16 protein-coding genes and 1 pseudogene are annotated in these 17369 nt (G+C 70.7%); 8 read left to right on the forward strand and 9 right to left on the reverse strand.

The window, feature by feature from the left end; translation table 11 throughout:
* Positions 1-60 precede the first annotated feature (60 nt).
* Positions 61-2121 (forward strand): ATP-dependent zinc metalloprotease FtsH, encoded by a 2061-nt coding sequence (gene ftsH / locus ACFWVP_RS20605; RefSeq protein ID WP_384498518.1) that lies wholly within the window; start codon positions 61-63, stop codon positions 2119-2121.
* Between the two features lie 185 nt (positions 2122-2306).
* Positions 2307-2912 carry a GTP cyclohydrolase I FolE gene (gene folE, locus ACFWVP_RS20610; protein ID WP_384498520.1) on the forward strand — a complete coding sequence of 202 codons (606 nt, stop codon included), beginning with the start codon at positions 2307-2309 and terminating at the stop codon, positions 2910-2912.
* A gap of 150 nt (positions 2913-3062) precedes the next feature.
* Here the strand turns inward: folE and ACFWVP_RS20615 are convergent, their stop codons facing one another.
* The 7 genes and pseudogenes from ACFWVP_RS20615 to ACFWVP_RS20645 all read right to left on the reverse strand — a co-directional run bounded on the left by ACFWVP_RS20615 (position 3063) and on the right by ACFWVP_RS20645 (position 9464).
* Positions 3063-3545: a DUF3180 domain-containing protein gene (locus tag ACFWVP_RS20615; RefSeq protein WP_384498522.1), complete on the reverse strand. Its 483-nt coding sequence runs from the start codon at positions 3543-3545 to the stop codon at positions 3063-3065.
* A gap of 55 nt (positions 3546-3600) precedes the next feature.
* On the reverse strand, positions 3601-4212 hold the full coding sequence (folK, locus tag ACFWVP_RS20620; protein WP_384498523.1) for a 2-amino-4-hydroxy-6-hydroxymethyldihydropteridine diphosphokinase: 612 nt from the start codon (positions 4210-4212) through the stop codon (positions 3601-3603).
* The gene (folB, locus tag ACFWVP_RS20625; RefSeq protein WP_384498525.1) at positions 4209-4568 is read right to left on the reverse strand and encodes a dihydroneopterin aldolase; all 360 of its coding nucleotides are present in this window, start codon (positions 4566-4568) and stop codon (positions 4209-4211) included. The genes folK and folB overlap by 4 nt, the downstream gene beginning before the upstream one ends.
* A 193-nt stretch (positions 4569-4761) precedes the next feature.
* Positions 4762-5244 carry a nuclear transport factor 2 family protein gene (locus ACFWVP_RS20630; protein ID WP_384498526.1) on the reverse strand — a complete coding sequence of 161 codons (483 nt, stop codon included), beginning with the start codon at positions 5242-5244 and terminating at the stop codon, positions 4762-4764.
* The gene (folP, locus tag ACFWVP_RS20635; RefSeq protein WP_384498610.1) at positions 5241-6038 is read right to left on the reverse strand and encodes a dihydropteroate synthase; all 798 of its coding nucleotides are present in this window, start codon (positions 6036-6038) and stop codon (positions 5241-5243) included. The genes ACFWVP_RS20630 and folP overlap by 4 nt, the downstream gene beginning before the upstream one ends.
* 93 nt (positions 6039-6131) lie before the next feature.
* A pseudogene (locus ACFWVP_RS20640) lies at positions 6132-7969 on the reverse strand (phosphatidylglycerol lysyltransferase domain-containing protein).
* Between the two features lie 313 nt (positions 7970-8282).
* Positions 8283-9464, reverse strand: a complete 1182-nt coding sequence (locus ACFWVP_RS20645; protein ID WP_384498528.1) for a betaine/proline/choline family ABC transporter ATP-binding protein — start codon at positions 9462-9464, stop codon at positions 8283-8285.
* Positions 9465-9605: 141 nt separating this feature from the next.
* On the opposite strand from ACFWVP_RS20645, the gene ACFWVP_RS20650 reads away from it, so the two are divergent.
* The 4 genes from ACFWVP_RS20650 to ACFWVP_RS20665 all read left to right on the forward strand — a co-directional run bounded on the left by ACFWVP_RS20650 (position 9606) and on the right by ACFWVP_RS20665 (position 13139).
* The gene (locus ACFWVP_RS20650; RefSeq protein WP_384498529.1) at positions 9606-10304 is read left to right on the forward strand and encodes an ABC transporter permease; all 699 of its coding nucleotides are present in this window, start codon (positions 9606-9608) and stop codon (positions 10302-10304) included.
* Between the two features lie 3 nt (positions 10305-10307).
* Positions 10308-10979 (forward strand): ABC transporter permease, encoded by a 672-nt coding sequence (locus tag ACFWVP_RS20655; protein ID WP_384498531.1) that lies wholly within the window; start codon positions 10308-10310, stop codon positions 10977-10979.
* A gap of 53 nt (positions 10980-11032) precedes the next feature.
* Positions 11033-12007 (forward strand): ABC transporter substrate-binding protein, encoded by a 975-nt coding sequence (locus ACFWVP_RS20660; RefSeq protein WP_384498536.1) that lies wholly within the window; start codon positions 11033-11035, stop codon positions 12005-12007.
* A 103-nt stretch (positions 12008-12110) separates the two neighbouring features.
* The gene (locus tag ACFWVP_RS20665) at positions 12111-13139 is read left to right on the forward strand and encodes a hypothetical protein (protein ID WP_384498537.1); all 1029 of its coding nucleotides are present in this window, start codon (positions 12111-12113) and stop codon (positions 13137-13139) included.
* A 54-nt stretch (positions 13140-13193) separates the two neighbouring features.
* Here ACFWVP_RS20665 and ACFWVP_RS20670 read toward each other — a convergent pair whose 3' ends face one another.
* The gene (locus tag ACFWVP_RS20670; protein ID WP_384498539.1) at positions 13194-14336 is read right to left on the reverse strand and encodes an NADH-quinone oxidoreductase subunit D; all 1143 of its coding nucleotides are present in this window, start codon (positions 14334-14336) and stop codon (positions 13194-13196) included.
* 32 nt (positions 14337-14368) lie between these two features.
* Positions 14369-15361: an SAM-dependent methyltransferase gene (locus ACFWVP_RS20675; protein ID WP_384498541.1), complete on the reverse strand. Its 993-nt coding sequence runs from the start codon at positions 15359-15361 to the stop codon at positions 14369-14371.
* Positions 15362-15457: 96 nt separating this feature from the next.
* On the opposite strand from ACFWVP_RS20675, the gene ACFWVP_RS20680 reads away from it, so the two are divergent.
* Positions 15458-16666: a sensor histidine kinase gene (locus tag ACFWVP_RS20680; RefSeq protein ID WP_384498544.1), complete on the forward strand. Its 1209-nt coding sequence runs from the start codon at positions 15458-15460 to the stop codon at positions 16664-16666.
* Positions 16667-16685: 19 nt separating this feature from the next.
* A complete protein-coding gene (locus tag ACFWVP_RS20685; protein WP_384498546.1) occupies positions 16686-17360 on the forward strand; it encodes a response regulator in 675 nt (224 codons plus the stop codon).
* Positions 17361-17369 lie beyond the last annotated feature (9 nt).

Consider the following 17369-nt stretch of genomic DNA (forward strand, 5'->3'; position numbering starts at 1 on the left):
TTTTCTCACAGCAGCATTTACCTACGGGCAGGAGGGACGGGGCGACTTCGCTCCGTATGGATGGACGTGAAGCGATACTTCCGTGGGCCGGTCATGTGGATCGTGCTGGCCGTCCTCGCCGTGGTCGTGTTGATGCAGGTCGTCGGCTCGTCCGGCGGCTACAAGACGGTGGACACCGGCAAGGTGATCCAGGCGATCAGCAAGGACCAGGTGGAGCAGGCCAAGCTGACCACCGGTGACGAACAGATTCTCAAGATCGAGCTGAAGGACGGCCAGAAGCTCAAGGGCGAGTCCGGAAGCAAGTTCCAGGCGAGCTATATCGGCAACCAGGGCGTCGAGCTGGCCGACACGCTGCAGCAGAAGTTCGAGAGCGGTGACATCGAGAAGGGTTACACCGTCTCGCCGTCGAAGCAGTCCCCGTTCGTCTCGATCCTCCTCTCGTTGCTGCCCTTCGTCCTGATCGTCGTCGTCTTCCTGTTTCTGATGAACCAGATGCAGGGTGGCGGTTCCAAGGTCATGCAGTTCGGCAAGTCCAAGGCCAAGCTGATCACCAAGGACACGCCGAAGACGACCTTCGCCGATGTGGCGGGGTCGGACGAGGCCGTCGAGGAACTCTACGAGATCAAGGAATTCCTCCAGGAGCCGGCGAAGTTCCAGGCCGTCGGCGCCAAGATCCCCAAGGGCGTCCTGCTGTACGGGCCGCCCGGTACGGGCAAGACCCTGCTCGCTCGCGCGGTCGCGGGTGAGGCGGGCGTTCCGTTCTACTCGATCTCCGGTTCCGACTTCGTCGAGATGTTCGTCGGTGTCGGTGCCTCCCGTGTCCGTGACCTCTTCGAGCAGGCCAAGGCGAACGCTCCGGCGATCGTCTTCGTCGACGAGATCGACGCGGTCGGCCGGCATCGTGGTGCCGGCATGGGCGGCGGTCACGACGAGCGCGAGCAGACGCTCAACCAACTGCTCGTCGAGATGGACGGGTTCGACGTGAAGGGCGGCGTCATCCTGATCGCCGCCACGAACCGCCCGGACATCCTGGACCCGGCGCTGCTGCGTCCCGGACGTTTCGACCGGCAGATCGCCGTCGACCGGCCGGACATGCAGGGCCGCCTGGAGATCCTCAAGGTGCACCAGAAGGGCAAGCCGGTCGCGCCCGACGTCGATCTCAACGCGGTCGCCCGTCGTACGCCCGGCTTCACCGGTGCCGATCTGTCGAACGTGCTGAACGAAGCGGCGCTCCTCACGGCGCGCAGCAACAAGAAGCTGATCGACAACAGCATGCTCGACGAGGCCATCGACCGCGTCGTGGCGGGTCCGCAGAAGCGGACCCGGATCATGTCCGAGAAGGAAAAGAAGATCACCGCGTACCACGAGGGCGGACACGCCCTGGTCGCGGCGGCCTCACCCCAGTCGGACCCGGTCCACAAGATCACGATCCTTTCCCGCGGCCGTGCCCTCGGTTACACGATGGTGCTCCCGGAAGAGGACAAGTACTCCACGACGCGCAACGAGATGCTCGACCAGCTGGCATACATGCTGGGCGGGCGCGCCGCCGAGGAGCTGGTCTTCCACGACCCGACCACCGGTGCCGCGAACGACATCGAGAAGGCCACTGCCACGGCCCGCGCGATGGTCACGCAGTACGGCATGACCGAGCGCCTCGGCGCGATCAAGTTCGGCGGCGACAACACCGAGCCCTTCGTGGGCCGGGAGATGGGCCACCAGCGCGACTACTCGGAAGAGGTCGCGGCGCTCGTCGACGAAGAGGTCAAGAAGCTCATCGAGACCGCGCACAACGACGCGTGGGAGATTCTCGTCGAGAATCGCGACATCCTCGACGCCCTGGTCCTCGAACTCCTCGAGAAGGAGACGCTCAACAAGGACCAGATCGCCGAGATCTTCGCCCCGATCGTGAAGCGTCCGGCCCGTCCGGCGTGGACCGGTTCGGCCCTGCGCACGCCTTCGACGCGTCCGCCGGTGCTCTCTCCGAAGGAGCTGGCCCTCACCAACGGCGCCACCACCGCCAACGGCTCGGCCACCCCCGCGGAGATCGCTCCGAAGGACATCACGTCGAAGGACCTCGGTACGTCCACGGAAGCCCTTCCGGAGGAGCGACCCGAGAGCTAGCCCCCCAGCCCGATCCGGTGTGGGTCCCTGTCATGGGGCTCCACCGGGCCCGGAATGGATGCCGCGCCCCCCAGGTTCTAGCCTGTGGGGGCGCGGCTTTTTCGTATGCCTGCGCCATGCCTGCCGTTCCTCTGGGATGTCCGGGCGGGTCTGAGCAGGTGACAGCACAGAGGAACGAGGCACAGATGACCGACCCGGTGACGCTCGACGGGCAGGGTTCGATCGGCGTATTCGACGAGAAGCGGGCCGAGTCCGCCGTACGTGAACTCCTCATCGCGGTCGGGGAGGACCCGGACCGGGAAGGGCTGCGGGAGACGCCGGGTCGGGTGGCACGCGCGTACAAGGAGATATTCGCGGGCCTCCACCAGGAGCCCGAGGACGTTCTGACGACGACGTTCGACCTCGGCCACGACGAGATGGTGCTGGTCAAGGACATCGAGGTGTTCAGCACGTGTGAGCACCACCTGGTTCCGTTCCGCGGTGTCGCGCACGTCGGATACATCCCGGCGACCAGCGGGAAGATCACGGGGCTGTCCAAACTGGCCCGGCTGGTCGACGTGTACGCCAGGCGCCCCCAGGTCCAGGAGCGGCTCACCACGCAGATCGCCGAGTCCCTGATGGCCATCCTGGAGCCGCGCGGGGTCATCGTGGTGATCGAGTGCGAGCACATGTGCATGTCCATGCGTGGCATCCGTAAGCCCGGAGCCAAGACGATCACGTCCGCCGTCCGCGGCCAGCTGCGTGACCCGGCCACACGTGCGGAGGCGATGAGCCTCATCATGGCGCGCTGAGCGGGCGCGGGACGCGCCCGGACGTCGCGGGCCGGACGGACCGCGGGATCGCCACCGGGGAGGTGCGGACGGGCGGGCGGTGCGGTCCGCTGCCGCCCGCGACCTCGACGGCCCCGGTGGGGCGGGTCGCTCCGGCGGTGGACGGCCCCGCTAGGCGATGGCCCTGCTCCTGTCGTCGTCCCCGTCCTCCGGGAGTCTGCAGACACGCTCCAGGAAGACCGCGGCGGCGACGACGGCGATACCGGCCACGACCGCGCTGCCCGCGTAGATGGCCTGGTCACGCCGGGGCGGGATGTCGAGAAAGCTGAGCAGGAAGACGCCCGTACCGGCGTACATCCCCGCGACCAGGGCCGCGACGAGGGCACTCGCCTGGCCGAAGACCACGGCACGCGCGGCCATCAGGGGCTCGACGCCCTTCGCCCCCGGACGGCGCTCCCGCTGGGCGCGCAGACGGGCCCGGATCGAGAGGGCCGTGGCGAGCAGCACGACGGCGATGACCGCGAGCACGACGGGTGCGGCCAGCGGCACGCTCGGCAGCGTACCCAGGGAGTCCCAGAGACGGGCTCCGCCCCAGGACAGCGCGCCGGCCCCGGCGAAGAGTCCGGCCAGGAGCCCGAGCCGTAGTTGCTTCACCGAGAGTGCCGCCCTTCGCCGCCGTTGCCGTGTCGTCCGTCCTTGAGCCTAACGACTACTCGGGCAGGCGGAGTTCCAGGTCGGCCCGGGGGAGCACCCCGTCGCGGCCGACACCTGCCAGCAGGTCGGCGACCGTGCCGGAGCCGGGCAGCTGGGCCTCGGGATCCACGTCGTGCCAGGGGGCGAGGACGAAGGCGCGTTCGTGGGCGCGCGGGTGCGGAAGGGTGAGCAGCGGGTCGTCGGAGACCACATCGGCGTACGCCACGATGTCGACGTCGAGGGTGCGCGGCCCCCAGCGCTCCTCGCGGACCCGGTCGAAGGCCTCTTCGATGGCCTGGCCCCGCTCCAGCAGCGAGGACGGCGGCAGGGTCGTCTTCACGACGATCACCGCGTTGAAGTAGGAGGGCTGGGAGCCCGCGTCCACGCCCCACGGCTCCGTCTCGTACACCGGGGAGACGGCCTTGACCCGCAGACCGGGGGTGTCCTCCAGGGCGTCGATGGCGCCCTGGAGGGTCTCCAGCCGGTTGCCGAGGTTGGAGCCCAGGGAGATCACGGCCCGTTTGGGGTTGGAGAGGGTGCTGTCCGCCGCGTCCACCTGCTCGACGACGGCGGCCGGCACCGGCTGGACGGTCGGGTCGCTCTGCCCCTCGGTGGAAAACGCAGTCATGCTCGGCTCCGGATGATGGTGATGGTCACGTCGTCGAAGGGGACGGTGATGGGCGCGTCCGGCTTGTGGACGACGACCTCGACCTCCTCGACCCCTTCGTGCTTGAGACACTGCTGCGCGATGCGTTCCGCGAGGGTTTCGATGAGATCGACCGGCTCACCCTTGACGACGTCGACGACCTCTTCCGCCACCACCCCGTAGTGCACGGTCTTCGTCAGGTCGTCGGCGGCTGCCGCGGGACGGGTGTCGAGGCCGAGCACCAGGTCCACGATGAAGGTCTGGCCCTCCTCCCGTTCCCGGGGGAAGACGCCGTGGTGCCCACGGGCCTTGAGGCCGCGCAGCGCGACACGATCCACGCGAATCACTCCTGCTGTTCGTCGGTCCGGCGGCACCCGGCCGCGTGCGGGCGGAGAGGTGCCGTCTTTTGAATCTACCCGCGAGCACCGACAGCTCCTGCCCGCGGGGGATGCGGGTGGAGACGGGTACGAGGCCGGTAGCCGCGTATACCCCGTGATCCGGGAGTCCAACCCCGGCCGGGCTCCTACCCGCTCAGGAAGGCGACTCCTCGTCGTCCTCCTCGCCGGTTTCGGCCAGAACGGGTGATCCGTGGTGGGACCAGAGCTTCCAGCCGTCCGACGTGCGACGGAACACGTTGGTGGCGACGACGAGCTGGCCGACGAGCGGGCCGAGCGCGTTGCCCTCCTCCGCCGGACCACCGCTGAGGATGTTCTCGGTACACGTCACCAGCGCGGTGTCGTCGGTCATCGTGACCCCGACGTCGGTCAGGAAGAACTGGATGTACTCGGTGTTCGCCATGATCAGCGCATAGCTCCGGAGCACCTCACCGCGGCCCGTGAGCACCGGCCAGCCCGGGTGCACGCAGGAGACGGTGAGGTCCTCACCCGGCAGCCAGAGACCGGAGAGCTCATCGAAGTCGCCGCGTTCCATCGCCTCGTAGAAGGCGGTGTTGGCCTGCTCGACGGCCTGGATGTCGGCGGCGGCCGCCTCGTGCTCGTCGTGCGGGGAGCTCACGCGGCTCCCTCGACGGCGCGGGCGACCCGCACCGCGTCCGCGGTGGCCCGGACCGCGTGGACCCGGACCGCCCAGGCGCCGGCGTTCGCCGACAGGGCGGAGATCGCGGCCGTGGCGGCGTCCCGTTCCCGCGCGGGCGGTGGGGCCGCGCCCTCGCCGGCCAGGACATGGCCGAGGAACCGCTTGCGGGAGGCGGCGACCAGCAGGGGCCGGCCGAGCTCGCGCAGCCGCGGGAGGTGGGCGACGAGAGAGAGGTCGTGGACGGCGTCCTTGGCGAAGCCCAGACCCGGGTCTATCACCACCTGCTCCGGGGCAACCCCGCCCTCGACCACTGCGTCCATGCGGTCGCGGAGCTCCGTGACCACTTCGGCGACGACGTCCGCGTACACCGCCCGGCTGTTCATCGACTCGCTGAAACCGCGCCAGTGCATGACCACGAAGGGCACCCCGGCCGCGGCGACGACCGGGATCATGTCCGGGTCGGCGAGACCGCCGCTCACGTCGTTGACCAGCGCCGCGCCCGCGGCGACCGCCTGCTCGGCGACCCGGGCCCGCATGGTGTCGACGGAGAGGGTGACACCTTCGGAGGCCAGACCCCGCACGACGGGGATGACCCGCCGCAACTCCTCCGTCTCGTCCACCCGGCTGGCGCCGGGGCGGGTCGACTCACCGCCGACGTCGATCAGATCCGCCCCTTCGGCCACCAGTTCGAGGCCGTGCTTGATCGCCGCCGTGGTGTCGAACCAGTGACCTCCGTCCGAGAAGGAGTCGGGCGTCACATTGACGACTCCCATGACCGCGCAGCGGTCCCACTCCGGCAGGCCCCGCACTGTGCCCCGTCCTCGCAACGTACTCATACGACCAGCCTAGGCCCGCGAACGGGTCGGTCAGGCCGCGCGGACGCCGCGCCCACCGCCCTGCGCGGGCCGGTGGCCGCACGGGAGGGTGCGCCCGGAACGGAACGGCCGGGGCGGCGCGGGGGTCACGAAGCCCTCCGCACGAAGCGCGGCGAGGCCGGCCCGGGGGAGGTCCCGCCCGGTGCGGAAGACCACGGACCGGGGCCCCCGGCGGGCCGGAACCTCGCGTCGAACCGGTTCAGCGAGTCGATCGGGAACCACCGCGACAGGAAGACCGGCAGTCCGTGCCGGCGGCGCGGCGCAGGCCCCGCTCCCAGCCGCTCGCCACCGGCGAGGGCGGAGCGGAGTCCGGAGTTCAGCGAGACGCGGGCGACGGAGAGATTCGGCGCGGCCCGCAGTGAGGCGACGATCAGCAGTTCGTTCATGCCGGGATCGGTGGCACGGTCGCGTCGCATCAGCTCCAGGGTGAGGCCGTCGGTGCCCCACGGGACGAGGTGGAGGACGGCCTTCAGATCGCCGTACGGGGATTCCTCCGTGCCGGATTCGGCCAGATGGGCGGTGGCGACGACGCAGTCGCCGTCCGCCGGGTCGCCGATCCGGCCCAGCGCCGTGGAGGAGCCGGGCCCGGTGTCGGTGCCGCGCCAGTCGGCGGCGGCCCGGCGGATGCGGTCCAGTTCGGCGGTGCCGATGTCGTGGACGCGGCGGACCCGGGTCTCGTAGCCGTTGCGTTCGACGCGCTTCACCGTCCGGCGCACGTCGCGCATCACGCGCCCGGACAGGGAGAAATCCGCGACGTCCACCACCGTGTCGTCCCCGGTCTCCGGCGCGGCCAGTCCCGTCTCGCGGGTCCACACCTCGCCGCCGGCCACGCCGCAGCCCATCACCGCCGGGGTCCGGGAGTGCGCCCGGGCCTCGTCCATGAAGCGCTCGATGGCGCCGGGCCAGGCCTCCACGTCACCGATCGGGTCGCCTACGGCGAGCATCACCCCCGACATCACGCGGTAGCGGACGGCGGCCTTGCCGCTGGGGGAGAACACGATGCCCGTGCCGCTGTCGCGGCGGAGCGCGAGGTGCCCCGGTGAGTCCTGGCCCCCGTGCTCGTCGAGCAGGGCACGCAGCCGCTCCTCGTCGTCCTGGCTCATCCGTGCGGCGGGGTGTTCGGGGCGGAAGGCGAGACAGATCGTGGTGACCGCGGTCAGCAGACCGAGGGCGCCCAGGGAGTACGTCACCGTCGACGCGGTCGTCCCCGTGTAGTCCACGGGGCCCTCCAGCCCGAACAGGCCGTACAGCACGTGCTGGAGCCGGTCGACGATGGCGGGGTTCCCCACGACCCGGCCGGGGTGGACGCTGACGACGACCAGACCCAGTGCGAGCGATCCCGCGCCGAGGAGGACGAAGTTGACCAGAGCCCGCCAGCGGCTCCGCGGGTCGGGGAGCGCGCCGAACTCGCTCCGTTGACGCACCAGCAGGAAGCACAGCACCAGGGGGAGCAGCACGCCGATCAGGGACTGGCGGTAGGCGAACTGCGCCACGGCGCCCACCGGCAGGAGGGTCAGGGCGGCCCGCCAGGCCCGGCGCTTGCGCCTCTTGAGGCCGCGGGCCAGCAGGAGCAGCAGCATGCCCGAACTGAGTGAGAGCGCGGCGGCGAACGGCCCGAGGGCACCCGGAAGTACCTCGGCGATCGTGTGTACGCGGCTGTGCCGGAAGTGCGGGAATACGCCGGCGGCGAGGTCGATCAGGCCTGCCGCCGCGCAGACGCCCGCCACCAGCGCCGGTACGGACGCCGAGTGCGGCCCGCGAAGGAACCCGCGTCCGCGTGCCACAGGAGGAACTGTTCCTGATTCGTCCCCGTCCACCGTGCCGAACATCGCTTCCCGTGGTTTCGCGAGAGATTCCTGAGCCCGTCGGGCGAAGCCGCCGCGGACGATGTGCGCCCTCTAGGACGGGGCTTCCACGGAGTGGGTTCATCCTCCTTCCGGAAATTTCCGGCACGGAACGCTCATCCGGCTCATGGGCCTCACCGGGTGTCCTCGGGCGTGCCGGAACAGCGGCGGGCACACCTTCGTCACCTGGCGGCGGGGTCCTTTCCAAACCTGGAGTGGCTGAGCTCCGGGCTCACCGAGGTTGAGCCAGGACCTCGGTGGCTGAGCTCCCGGGCTCACCAGGGGTTGAGCCAGGACCTCATGGCGCGGCGACCTTCGCCACGGTCTCCACCGCCACCTCCGCACGCGGGACGGACTGCGCGTCCGCGTCGATCGACCGGCGCAGGGCCTCGTGGAGCCGGGCCGGCGTGAGGACGCCGAGGAAGCGGCCGGCGCCCTCCTCGTCGATGACGGCGATCCAGCCCGCGTCGTGCTGGAGCATCGTCGCGAAGGCCTGCTTGAGCGGTGCGCCGAGCGGCAGCCACGCCTCCATGCGCCGGGCGTGGTCGCGGACCGTGCCCTTCGCGGTCACCGACGCCGCGTCACCCGCCGGGATCCAGCCGTGCAGATTGTCGTCGCGGTCCAGCACGACCGCCCAGCGGGCACCCTCGGCCCGCAGCCGCGCGGTCGCCGTCGCCAGCGGGTCGTCGAGGTGGACGACCGGCGGCTGGTCGAGGTCGCTCTCCTCGATGGGCGTGACCGAGAGCCGCTTCAGACCGCGGTCGGCTCCGACGAAGTCCGCGACGTACGGCGTCGAGGGAGCCCCGAGCACGGTGGCGGGGGAGTCGAACTGGTCGATGCGGCCCTGCCCGTACACCGCGATCCGGTCGCCCAGCCGGACGGCTTCCTCGATGTCGTGTGTGACGAACAGCACGGTCTTGCGGACCTGCGCCTGCAGTTTCAGGAACTCGTTCTGCAGCCTTTCCCGCACGACGGGGTCGACCGCGCCGAAAGGCTCGTCCATCAGCAGGACGGGCGGATCGGCGGCCAGGGCCCGTGCCACGCCGACGCGCTGGCGCTGACCGCCGGAGAGCTGTTCGGGATAGCGGCCGCCATAAACGGACGGATCGAGTCCGACCAGATCGAGGAGTTCGGCGGCACGCCGCCGTCCCTCTTTCTGCTTCCATCCCAGGAGATGGGGCACCGTCGCGGTGTTCTCCAGGACCGTCTTGTGCGGGAAGAGTCCGACCTGCTGGATCACATATCCGATACGGCGGCGCAGTTGTACGGGGTCGATGGCGGATATGTCGTCCCCGTCGAGGAATATCCGTCCCTCGGTCGGTTCGATCAGCCGGTTCACCATCTTCATGGTGGTCGTCTTGCCGCAGCCGGAAGGTCCGACGAGCGTGACCAGTTCACCCTCGGCGACCTCGAAGGAAAGGTCGTCGACGGCGGTGGTCCCGTCGGCGTACCGCTTGGTGACGTGCTCGAAACGGATCATGACTCCCCATTGTGACGCGGGTTCTGTGAAGGACGTGTTGCTGGAATACAACGGCCTCGGAGATTGTCAGTGGTCGAGGATAAGGTCGCCTGAGATCGGATGCGGGACCGGCAGCACACGGTGAACAGGAGGTGGGGGCGGATGGCCGAGCGGAACTGCCTGGTGGCGAACGACTGGATCTGCGGGGAGTATCTGCGCTCCCGCAGCCAGGAGTTGGCCGATGCGACCGTCCAGCACATCTGGATCACCGTGGCTTCCGTGCTGATCGGGCTCGTGGTGGCATTCCCGCTCGCGCTGCTCGCACGCCGCGGGAGATATTTCGCCGGCCCGGTGCTGGGTCTGACCACCGTGCTCTACACCGTGCCGTCGCTGGCGATGTTCTCGCTGCTGCTGCCGATTTTCGGGCTGTCCGCGGCACTGGTCGTCACCGGCCTGGTGCTCTATTCGCTGACCATTCTCGTACGGAACATCCTGGCCGGTCTCGAAGCGGTGCCGCAGGAGGCGAAGGAGGCCGCCGAAGGCATGGGCTACGGACCGGGCAGGCTCCTCTGGGAGGTCGAACTCCCCCTCGCGCTGCCCGCGATGATGGCCGGACTGCGGATCGCCACGGTGTCGACGGTCGCGTTGACCACCGTGGGCTCCCTCGTGGGCAAGGGGGGCCTCGGCAATCTCATCGAGGACGCGCTGCCCAGCTTCTTCAAGGCCCAGGTGCTCACCGCGTCCGTGCTCTGTGTGCTGCTCGCGGTGGCGGCGGACCTGCTCCTGCTCGGACTGCAGCGCCTGCTCACCCCCTGGACCCGCATGGCGGGGCCCCCTGCGGCGAAGACGGAGGCGGGCTGATCCATGGGAGTCATCGGGGATGCCTGGACCTGGCTCACCACCGGCGCCAACTGGTCGGGTGACGGCGGGGCCGCGCACCGGCTGGGCGAGCACCTGTACGTCAGCGGGGTCGCCCTCGCGCTCGCCTGCGCCATCGCCCTGCCGCTCGCGCTCTACCTCGGCCACATCGGCAAGGGAGGCGCCCTCGCGGTCAACATCTCCAACGTGGGCCGTGCGATACCGGTCTTCGCGGTGCTGGCGCTCCTCATGATGACGCCGCTGCGCAACTCCGGTTATCTGCCCACGGTCATCGCCCTGGTGCTGTTCGCCGTGCCGCCGCTGCTGACCAACGCCTACGTGGGCATGCGGGAGGTGGACCGGTCGGTGCTGGAGGCGGCCCGCGGCATGGGGATGTCCGGCGGGCAGGTCTTCGTGCGGGTCGAGCTCCCGCTGGCCTATCCGATGATCATGACCGGGCTGCGGTCCGCGGCGGTCCAGGTGGTCGCCACCGCCTCGATCGCCGCCATGGTCGGCCTGGGCGGCCTCGGCCGGATCATCACCGCCGGATTCAACACCTACGACACCGCGCAGGTCTTCGCCGGGGCAGTGCTGGTCGCCCTGCTGGCGCTGGTGGTGGAGGGCGTGCTCGTGGCCCTGGACCGGCTGCTGTCGCCGCTGCGCCGCCGTGCCCTGTGAACGCGCGGACTTTTCTGACTGTGCACACCCCTTTTTCGTGGACGGAGAACACCATGAGCAGAACCTCACGCATAGCCGGTGCGGTCGTCGCAGTGGTCGCGCTGGCCGGGTCGCTGGCCGCCTGCGGCGGCGACAGCCTGGAGGAGGACAAGGGCGGCCCGAAGGCGGGCGCGGACTCCGGGAAGGGCTCGCTCGTCGTGGGCGCCGCCTCGTTCACCGAGTCCAAGGTGCTCGCCGAGCTGTACGCGCAGATCCTGGCCGACGCCGGGTACAGCACCTCGATCACCACGGTGAAGAACCGTGAGCTGTACGAGCCCTCGCTGGAGAAGGGCGAGATCGACGTCGTCCCCGAATACGCGGCGACCCTCGCGGAATTCCTCAACGCCAAGGTCAACGGCGCCGACGCGGCGGCGGAGAAGCCGGTCGCCTCCGGGGACACGGCACAGACCGTGGCCGCCCTGGAGAAGCTCGCGACCCCCCTCGGGCTGAAGGTTCTCCCGGCCGGCGAGGCGGTCGATCAGAACGCATTCGCGGTGACCGAGGAATTCGCCGAGAAGAACAGCCTCAAGACCCTTTCCGATCTCGGCAAGTCGAAGATCAAAGTGAAGATCGCGGCGGGCGACGAGTGCGAGGTGCGCCCGTTCTGCGCACCCGGCCTGAAGAAGACGTACGGCATCGACGTCACCGGGATCGACCCGAAGGGCGTCGGAACACCGCAGTCCAAGCAGGCCGTCAAGGACGGCAAGGACCAGCTCGTTCTCACGACGACGACCGACGCGGTGCTGGACACTTACGGGCTGGTGTTCCTGGAGGACGACAAGAAGCTCCAGAACGCCGACAACGTCCTGCCGGTGCTCAATGCCGAGGACGCGGGTGCCCCGGAGATCGCCGAGGCGCTCGGGAAGATCACCGACGTACTCACCACACAGGACCTCGCGGAACTGAACCGCTCGGTCGACGCGGAGCGCGCCAAGCCCGCCGACGCGGCCAAGGAGTATCTGCGGTCGAAGGGGCTGATCAAGAAGTAAAGGTCACAGGGAAGGTCCTTTGGAGGGGCCGCAAGGTAACCGGCGGGGAACAGATTGCCGTGCGGTCTCCCAAGTGACCGGCACGCACGGTAAATTTCGAGCCATGCCACGTGGACGTCACCGCCATTCGCCACCCCTCCACAGAATCCTGCCGCCCTCCGTGGTGGCCGGAGTGTCGGTCGTCTGTGCCGCCGGAGCCTGGTTCCTCGCGGAACCCCTGGCTCTGCGCGGCCTGGTGGCCGGCACCGCGGTCGCCGCTCTCACCGGCGCCTATCTGATGCGCAGCTGGGACCGGGCCGCGGGGATTCGTGTCGCGGAGCTGATCCGTGCCCGGGCCGGCGACGAGTGGAAGACCGAGGAGCGCATAGCCGAACTCGAGTCCGACATCGAGGAGTCGCGGGAGCTGCGCACCCGGCTGGAGACGAAGCTGCGCCGCAAGCGCGTGGAGCTGGCCGGGCTGCGGGGCGAACACGCCGCGCTGCTGCGCCGGTACGCCAACGCGGAGACCGAGCGGGCCAGCGCGCTGGAGGGTCGCAGGCAGCTCGCCATCGAGGCGTCCGCACCGCGGGAACTGCCGTCCGCGCGGTCCACGCCGACGCCGGGCGCCTACCTGCGTGCCGCGCAGGCCCTACGGGACCTGCCCCGCAACGCCGCGCTCCAGGAGGCGCGCCGCACGGCCGGGCCGGCCAAACGGCGCGATCTCGACGAGCGGGCCGCCGAACGGGACTCGGAGGGTGAAGGCCCGAAGGGGAAGCACGCGGCGGCGGCCGGAGCGGGTGCCGAGCAGCACCGCCGCCCGGCTGCCGCCCTCCCGGCCCCTCAGCCGCCGGCCGCGCCCGCGCGCGCACCCCGTGCGATCCCCGCCGCTTCGGCCGTCGTCCCGTACGCCACCGCCCGCCGCCACCTCGTCCCGCAGGGAAGCTTCGACTTCTTCGGTACGCAGAAGGCGAACGCCGCGATCGAGTCCGTGCAGAACGAGGACCTCGCGGACGTGGTGGGCGAGGAGGCACTGGCCGCGCACCGCACGGGCACGGCCCGGAACCGCGCCGTCGGCAAGGTCATCGACCTGACCGCCCACGACGAGACCGAGCAGTTGGACGTCGTCGACCTGCGCAGCGCGGTCTCGTCCTGAGGGCCGGCCCGGCCGGCCGAGGCCCGCGCTTTCGCGCGCCCTGGCGGCGGCCGGCTACTTGTCGATGTCGCCGACGACGAAGAAGAGCGATCCCAGGATCGCGACCATGTCGGCGACGAGCGTGCCCGGCAGCAGTTCGGTGAGTGCCTGGATGTTGTTGAACGACGCGGAGCGCAGCTTCAGCCGGTACGGGGTCTTCTCACCCGTGGACACCAGGTAGTAGCCGTTGACGCCGAGCGGATTCTCGGTCCACGCGTAGGTGTGGCCCTCCGGGGCCTTGAGCACCTTGGGCAGCCGCTGGTTGATGGGCCCGGGCTCCAGGTCGGCCATCCGGTCCAGGCAGGCGTCGGCCAGGTCCAGCGCGTTGTGCGTCTGCTCCAGCAGGCACTCGAAGCGGGCCAGGCAGTCGCCCTCGGTCCGGGTGACGACCTCGAGCGTGTCCCGCAGCTCCCCGTACGCGAGATACGGCTCGTCGCGCCGCAGGTCGAAGTCGACCCCGGAGGCGCGGGCGATCGGCCCGGACACCCCGTAGGCGTGCACGGCCTCGGCGGACAGCACTCCCACCCCCCGGGTGCGGCCCCGGAAGATCTCGTTGCCGAGGACCAGCCGGTCGTACACGTCCATCCGGGAGCGGACGGACGCCACGGCGTCCCTGGCCCGGCCGAGCCAGCCCGCGGGCAGGTCCTCCTTGAGGCCGCCGACCCGGTTGAACATGTAGTGCATCCGGCCGCCGGAGACCTCCTCCATCACCGCCTGGAGCTCCTCACGCTCCCGGAACGCGTAGAACACCGGGGTGATCCCGCCGAGTTCGAGCGGGTAGGAGCCGAGGAACATCAGATGGTTCAGGACCCGGTTCAGCTCGGCAAGCAGCGTGCGCGTCCAGACGGCGCGCTCCGGGACCTCCATGCCGAGCATCCGCTCGACGGCCATGACGACCCCGAGCTCGTTCGAGAACGCCGACAGCCAGTCGTGGCGGTTGGCGAGCATGATGATCTGCCGGTAGTCCCGGGCCTCGAAGAGCTTCTCGGCGCCCCGGTGCATATAGCCGATGACCGGCTCCGCCTGCTGGATCCGCTCGCCGTCGAGCACGAGCCGCAGCCGGAGCACACCGTGCGTGGAGGGGTGCTGGGGACCGATGTTGAGCACCATGTCGGTGCTCTCTGCCGCGCCGCCGATGCCGACCGTCGTCTCCGTCATGCGGGACAGTATCCCCCCTGCCGTCCACCGGGTCAGGGGCGGAGCCCCGGCCGTACGCGTTGCCGCAGCCAGCCGAAGTCCCCCAGCCCGCCCCGCGCCGTCAGCTCCGCCGCCTCGCCCGCCGACGCGAGGGCCCGCACATAACCGGCCGGGTCCCGCGACGCCAGGGCCAGCGGCGGCCGTTCGCCGCTCACGCCCAGCTCCCGCAGAGCCGTCCGCTGGTCCAGCAGCTCGGCCTCCACGCCGCCCGCCACGGCCGCCGCGCACGCGTCCAGGGCCACGTGGGACGTCAGGTCGCAGCTCCCGTCCGGCACCGGTGGCACCTCGCGCCCGCCCCGGAAGCCGGTCAGCGTGCCGAACGGCGGCCTCGACGTGCGTACATGGGCGTAGTCCACGGCCACCGCGGTCCCGGCGGTCAGGGACGCGACCGCGCGGGCCCAGGCCTCGTCGCGCGGGCGGCCGATCTCCGCCCGGTCGCCCGGCCGGGTCAGCGGCCACCAACGGCTCAGCCACCGGGCGTCCTCCCCGGTCACCGGGTCGCCCAGGCGCTCGGTGCCGTCGGCCCCGCGCACCAGGACGTGGCGGGCCACGCCGTCCGCGTCGGCCTCGGCGACCTCCGTCGGGACGTTGTCCAGCCACTCGTTGGCGAACAGCAGTCCCCGTACGCCCTTCGGGAGTTCGGCGGACCACTCGATGTCCGGGTCCAGGCCCGGCGGCCGGGGAGCGATCTCCACGGCGTACGCCCGTACGGAGAGCCCCGGAGCGGTCCCCGCGCGCAGTGCGGCCAGCACCCCGGTCAGCAGCTCGCCCCGGCCCGCCCCCACGTCCACCAGATCGACCGTGTCCGTGCCGAGCTCACGCGCCGTACCGGCCAGCAGCCGGGCGACGGCCGCCGCGAACAGCGGTGACGCGTGCACCGAGGTGCGGAAGTGCCCCGCGGGGCCCTCAGGACGCCGGTAGAAGCCTTCGTTCCCGTACAAAGCGGTCTCTGCGGCTTCCCGCCAACCGCGCCAGTCATACGTCACGTAGGCAAGTCTCCACCTTGGGGAGTACGGTCCCAGGACCCGGATCGGCCCTTCGGCTGACCCGGGCACCGATCTGCTGTCCCTACGCTGGGTAATGTGCAGCGCCTCTACGATTTCATCCGCAGACACCCGACGGGCGTCGACACCTTCTGGGCTGTCTTCCTCCTCGGGCTCTCCGGCGTGTCCATCGTGGCCGGTCAGTTCGAGGACGGCCTGGCGCGCGTGGCGGCGCTGCCGGTCGCCGTCGCCCTGTGCGTCGTGGTCGCGCTGCGCCGCCGCGCACCGGAGAAGATGCTGCTGCTCACGATCCTGACGGGGCTCGCGCAGCTGCTGCTCGGGGTGGAACCCGGTCCGGCGAACTTCGCCATGCTGGTGATCACGTACACCGTGGCCATGGCCGGCAAGCGCTGGGCGTCCCGGCTCGCCCTCGGGTGCAGCCTGGGCGCGGCCGGCCTCTCGCAGCTGCGCTGGCCCGAGGAGACGGCGTCCGGCAGCTGGGCGCAGTCGGTCTTCGTCGTCGTCGTGATGACCGTGCCGTTCGTCCTCGCCTGGGTGCTCGGCGACTCGATGCGGACCCGGCGGGCCTACCTCAGCCAGCTGGAGGAGCGCGCCGCACGGCTGGAGCGCGAGCGGGAGGCGCAGTCGAAGGTCGCCGTCGCCGCCGAGCGCGCCCGTATCGCCCGGGAGCTGCACGACGTGGTCGCGCACAACGTCTCGGTCATGGTGGTGCAGGCCGACGGCGCCGCCTACGTCATGGACGCGTCCCCCGATCAGGCCCGGCAGGCACTGGAGACCATCTCCAGCACCGGGCGCCAGGCCCTCGCCGAGATGCGGCGGCTGCTCGGGGTGCTGCGGACCGGCGACACCCGGGAGGGCGGCGAATACGTGCCGCAGCCCGACGTCGAGCAGATCGAGGACCTGGTGGACCAGGTCAGGCAGACCGGCCTGGCCGTCGACTTCAAGATCGAGGGCACCCCGCGCCCGCTGCCCACCGGGGTCGAACTGACCGCGTACCGCATCGTCCAGGAAGCCCTCACCAACACCCGTAAGCACGGCGGCCCGGACGCCGGGGCCAGCGTGCGGCTGGTCTACTTCGACGACGGGCTCGGGCTGCTGGTCGAGGACGACGGCCGGGGAGCCGCGCACGAGCTGTACGAGGACGGCGGGGCCGACGGCGCCGGACACGGGATGATCGGCATGCGGGAGCGGGTCGGCATGGTCGGCGGCACGCTGGACGCGGGCCCCCGCCCCGGGGGCGGCTTCCGGATCAGCGCACTGCTCCCGCTCAAGCCCGCCAACCAGTGACACGAGGGACAGGACAGTCATGACGATCCGCGTAATGCTCGTCGACGACCAGGTGCTGCTGCGCACCGGCTTCCGGATGGTGCTCGCCGCCCAGCCGGACATGGAGGTCGTCGCCGAGGCGGGCGACGGCGCGGAGGCGGTCGAGGTCCTGCGGTCCACCGCCGTCGACGTGGTGCTGATGGACGTACGCATGCCGCGCCTGGACGGCGTCGAGGCGACGCGGCGCATCTGCGCGCAGACCGATCCGCCCAAGGTGCTCATCCTGACGACGTTCGACCTGGACGAGTACGCGTTCTCCGGTCTGAAGGCGGGTGCCAGCGGCTTCATGCTCAAGGACGTGCCGCCGGCCGAGCTGCTCTCCGCGATCCGGTCCGTGCACAGCGGCGACGCCGTGGTGGCCCCGTCCACCACCCGCAGGCTGCTCGACCGGTTCTCCTCGATGCTGCCGAGCAGTACGAAGGAGCCGCGCCACAAGCACGTCGAGAAGCTGACCGAGCGCGAGCGCGAGGTGATGATGCTCGTCGCCCAGGGCCTGTCCAACGGCGAGATCGCCGCCCGTCTGGTGCTGTCCGAGGCGACCGTGAAGACGCACGTCGGCCGCATCCTCACCAAGCTGGGCCTGCGCGACCGGGTGCAGGTGGTCGTCCTCGCGTACGAGACGGGCCTGGTCCGGGCCGGTGGCGGCGCGGGCTGACCCGTGGCC

It is taken from the genome of Streptomyces sp. NPDC058637, from assembly GCF_042717325.1.
GTDB lineage: Bacteria > Actinomycetota > Actinomycetes > Streptomycetales > Streptomycetaceae > Streptomyces.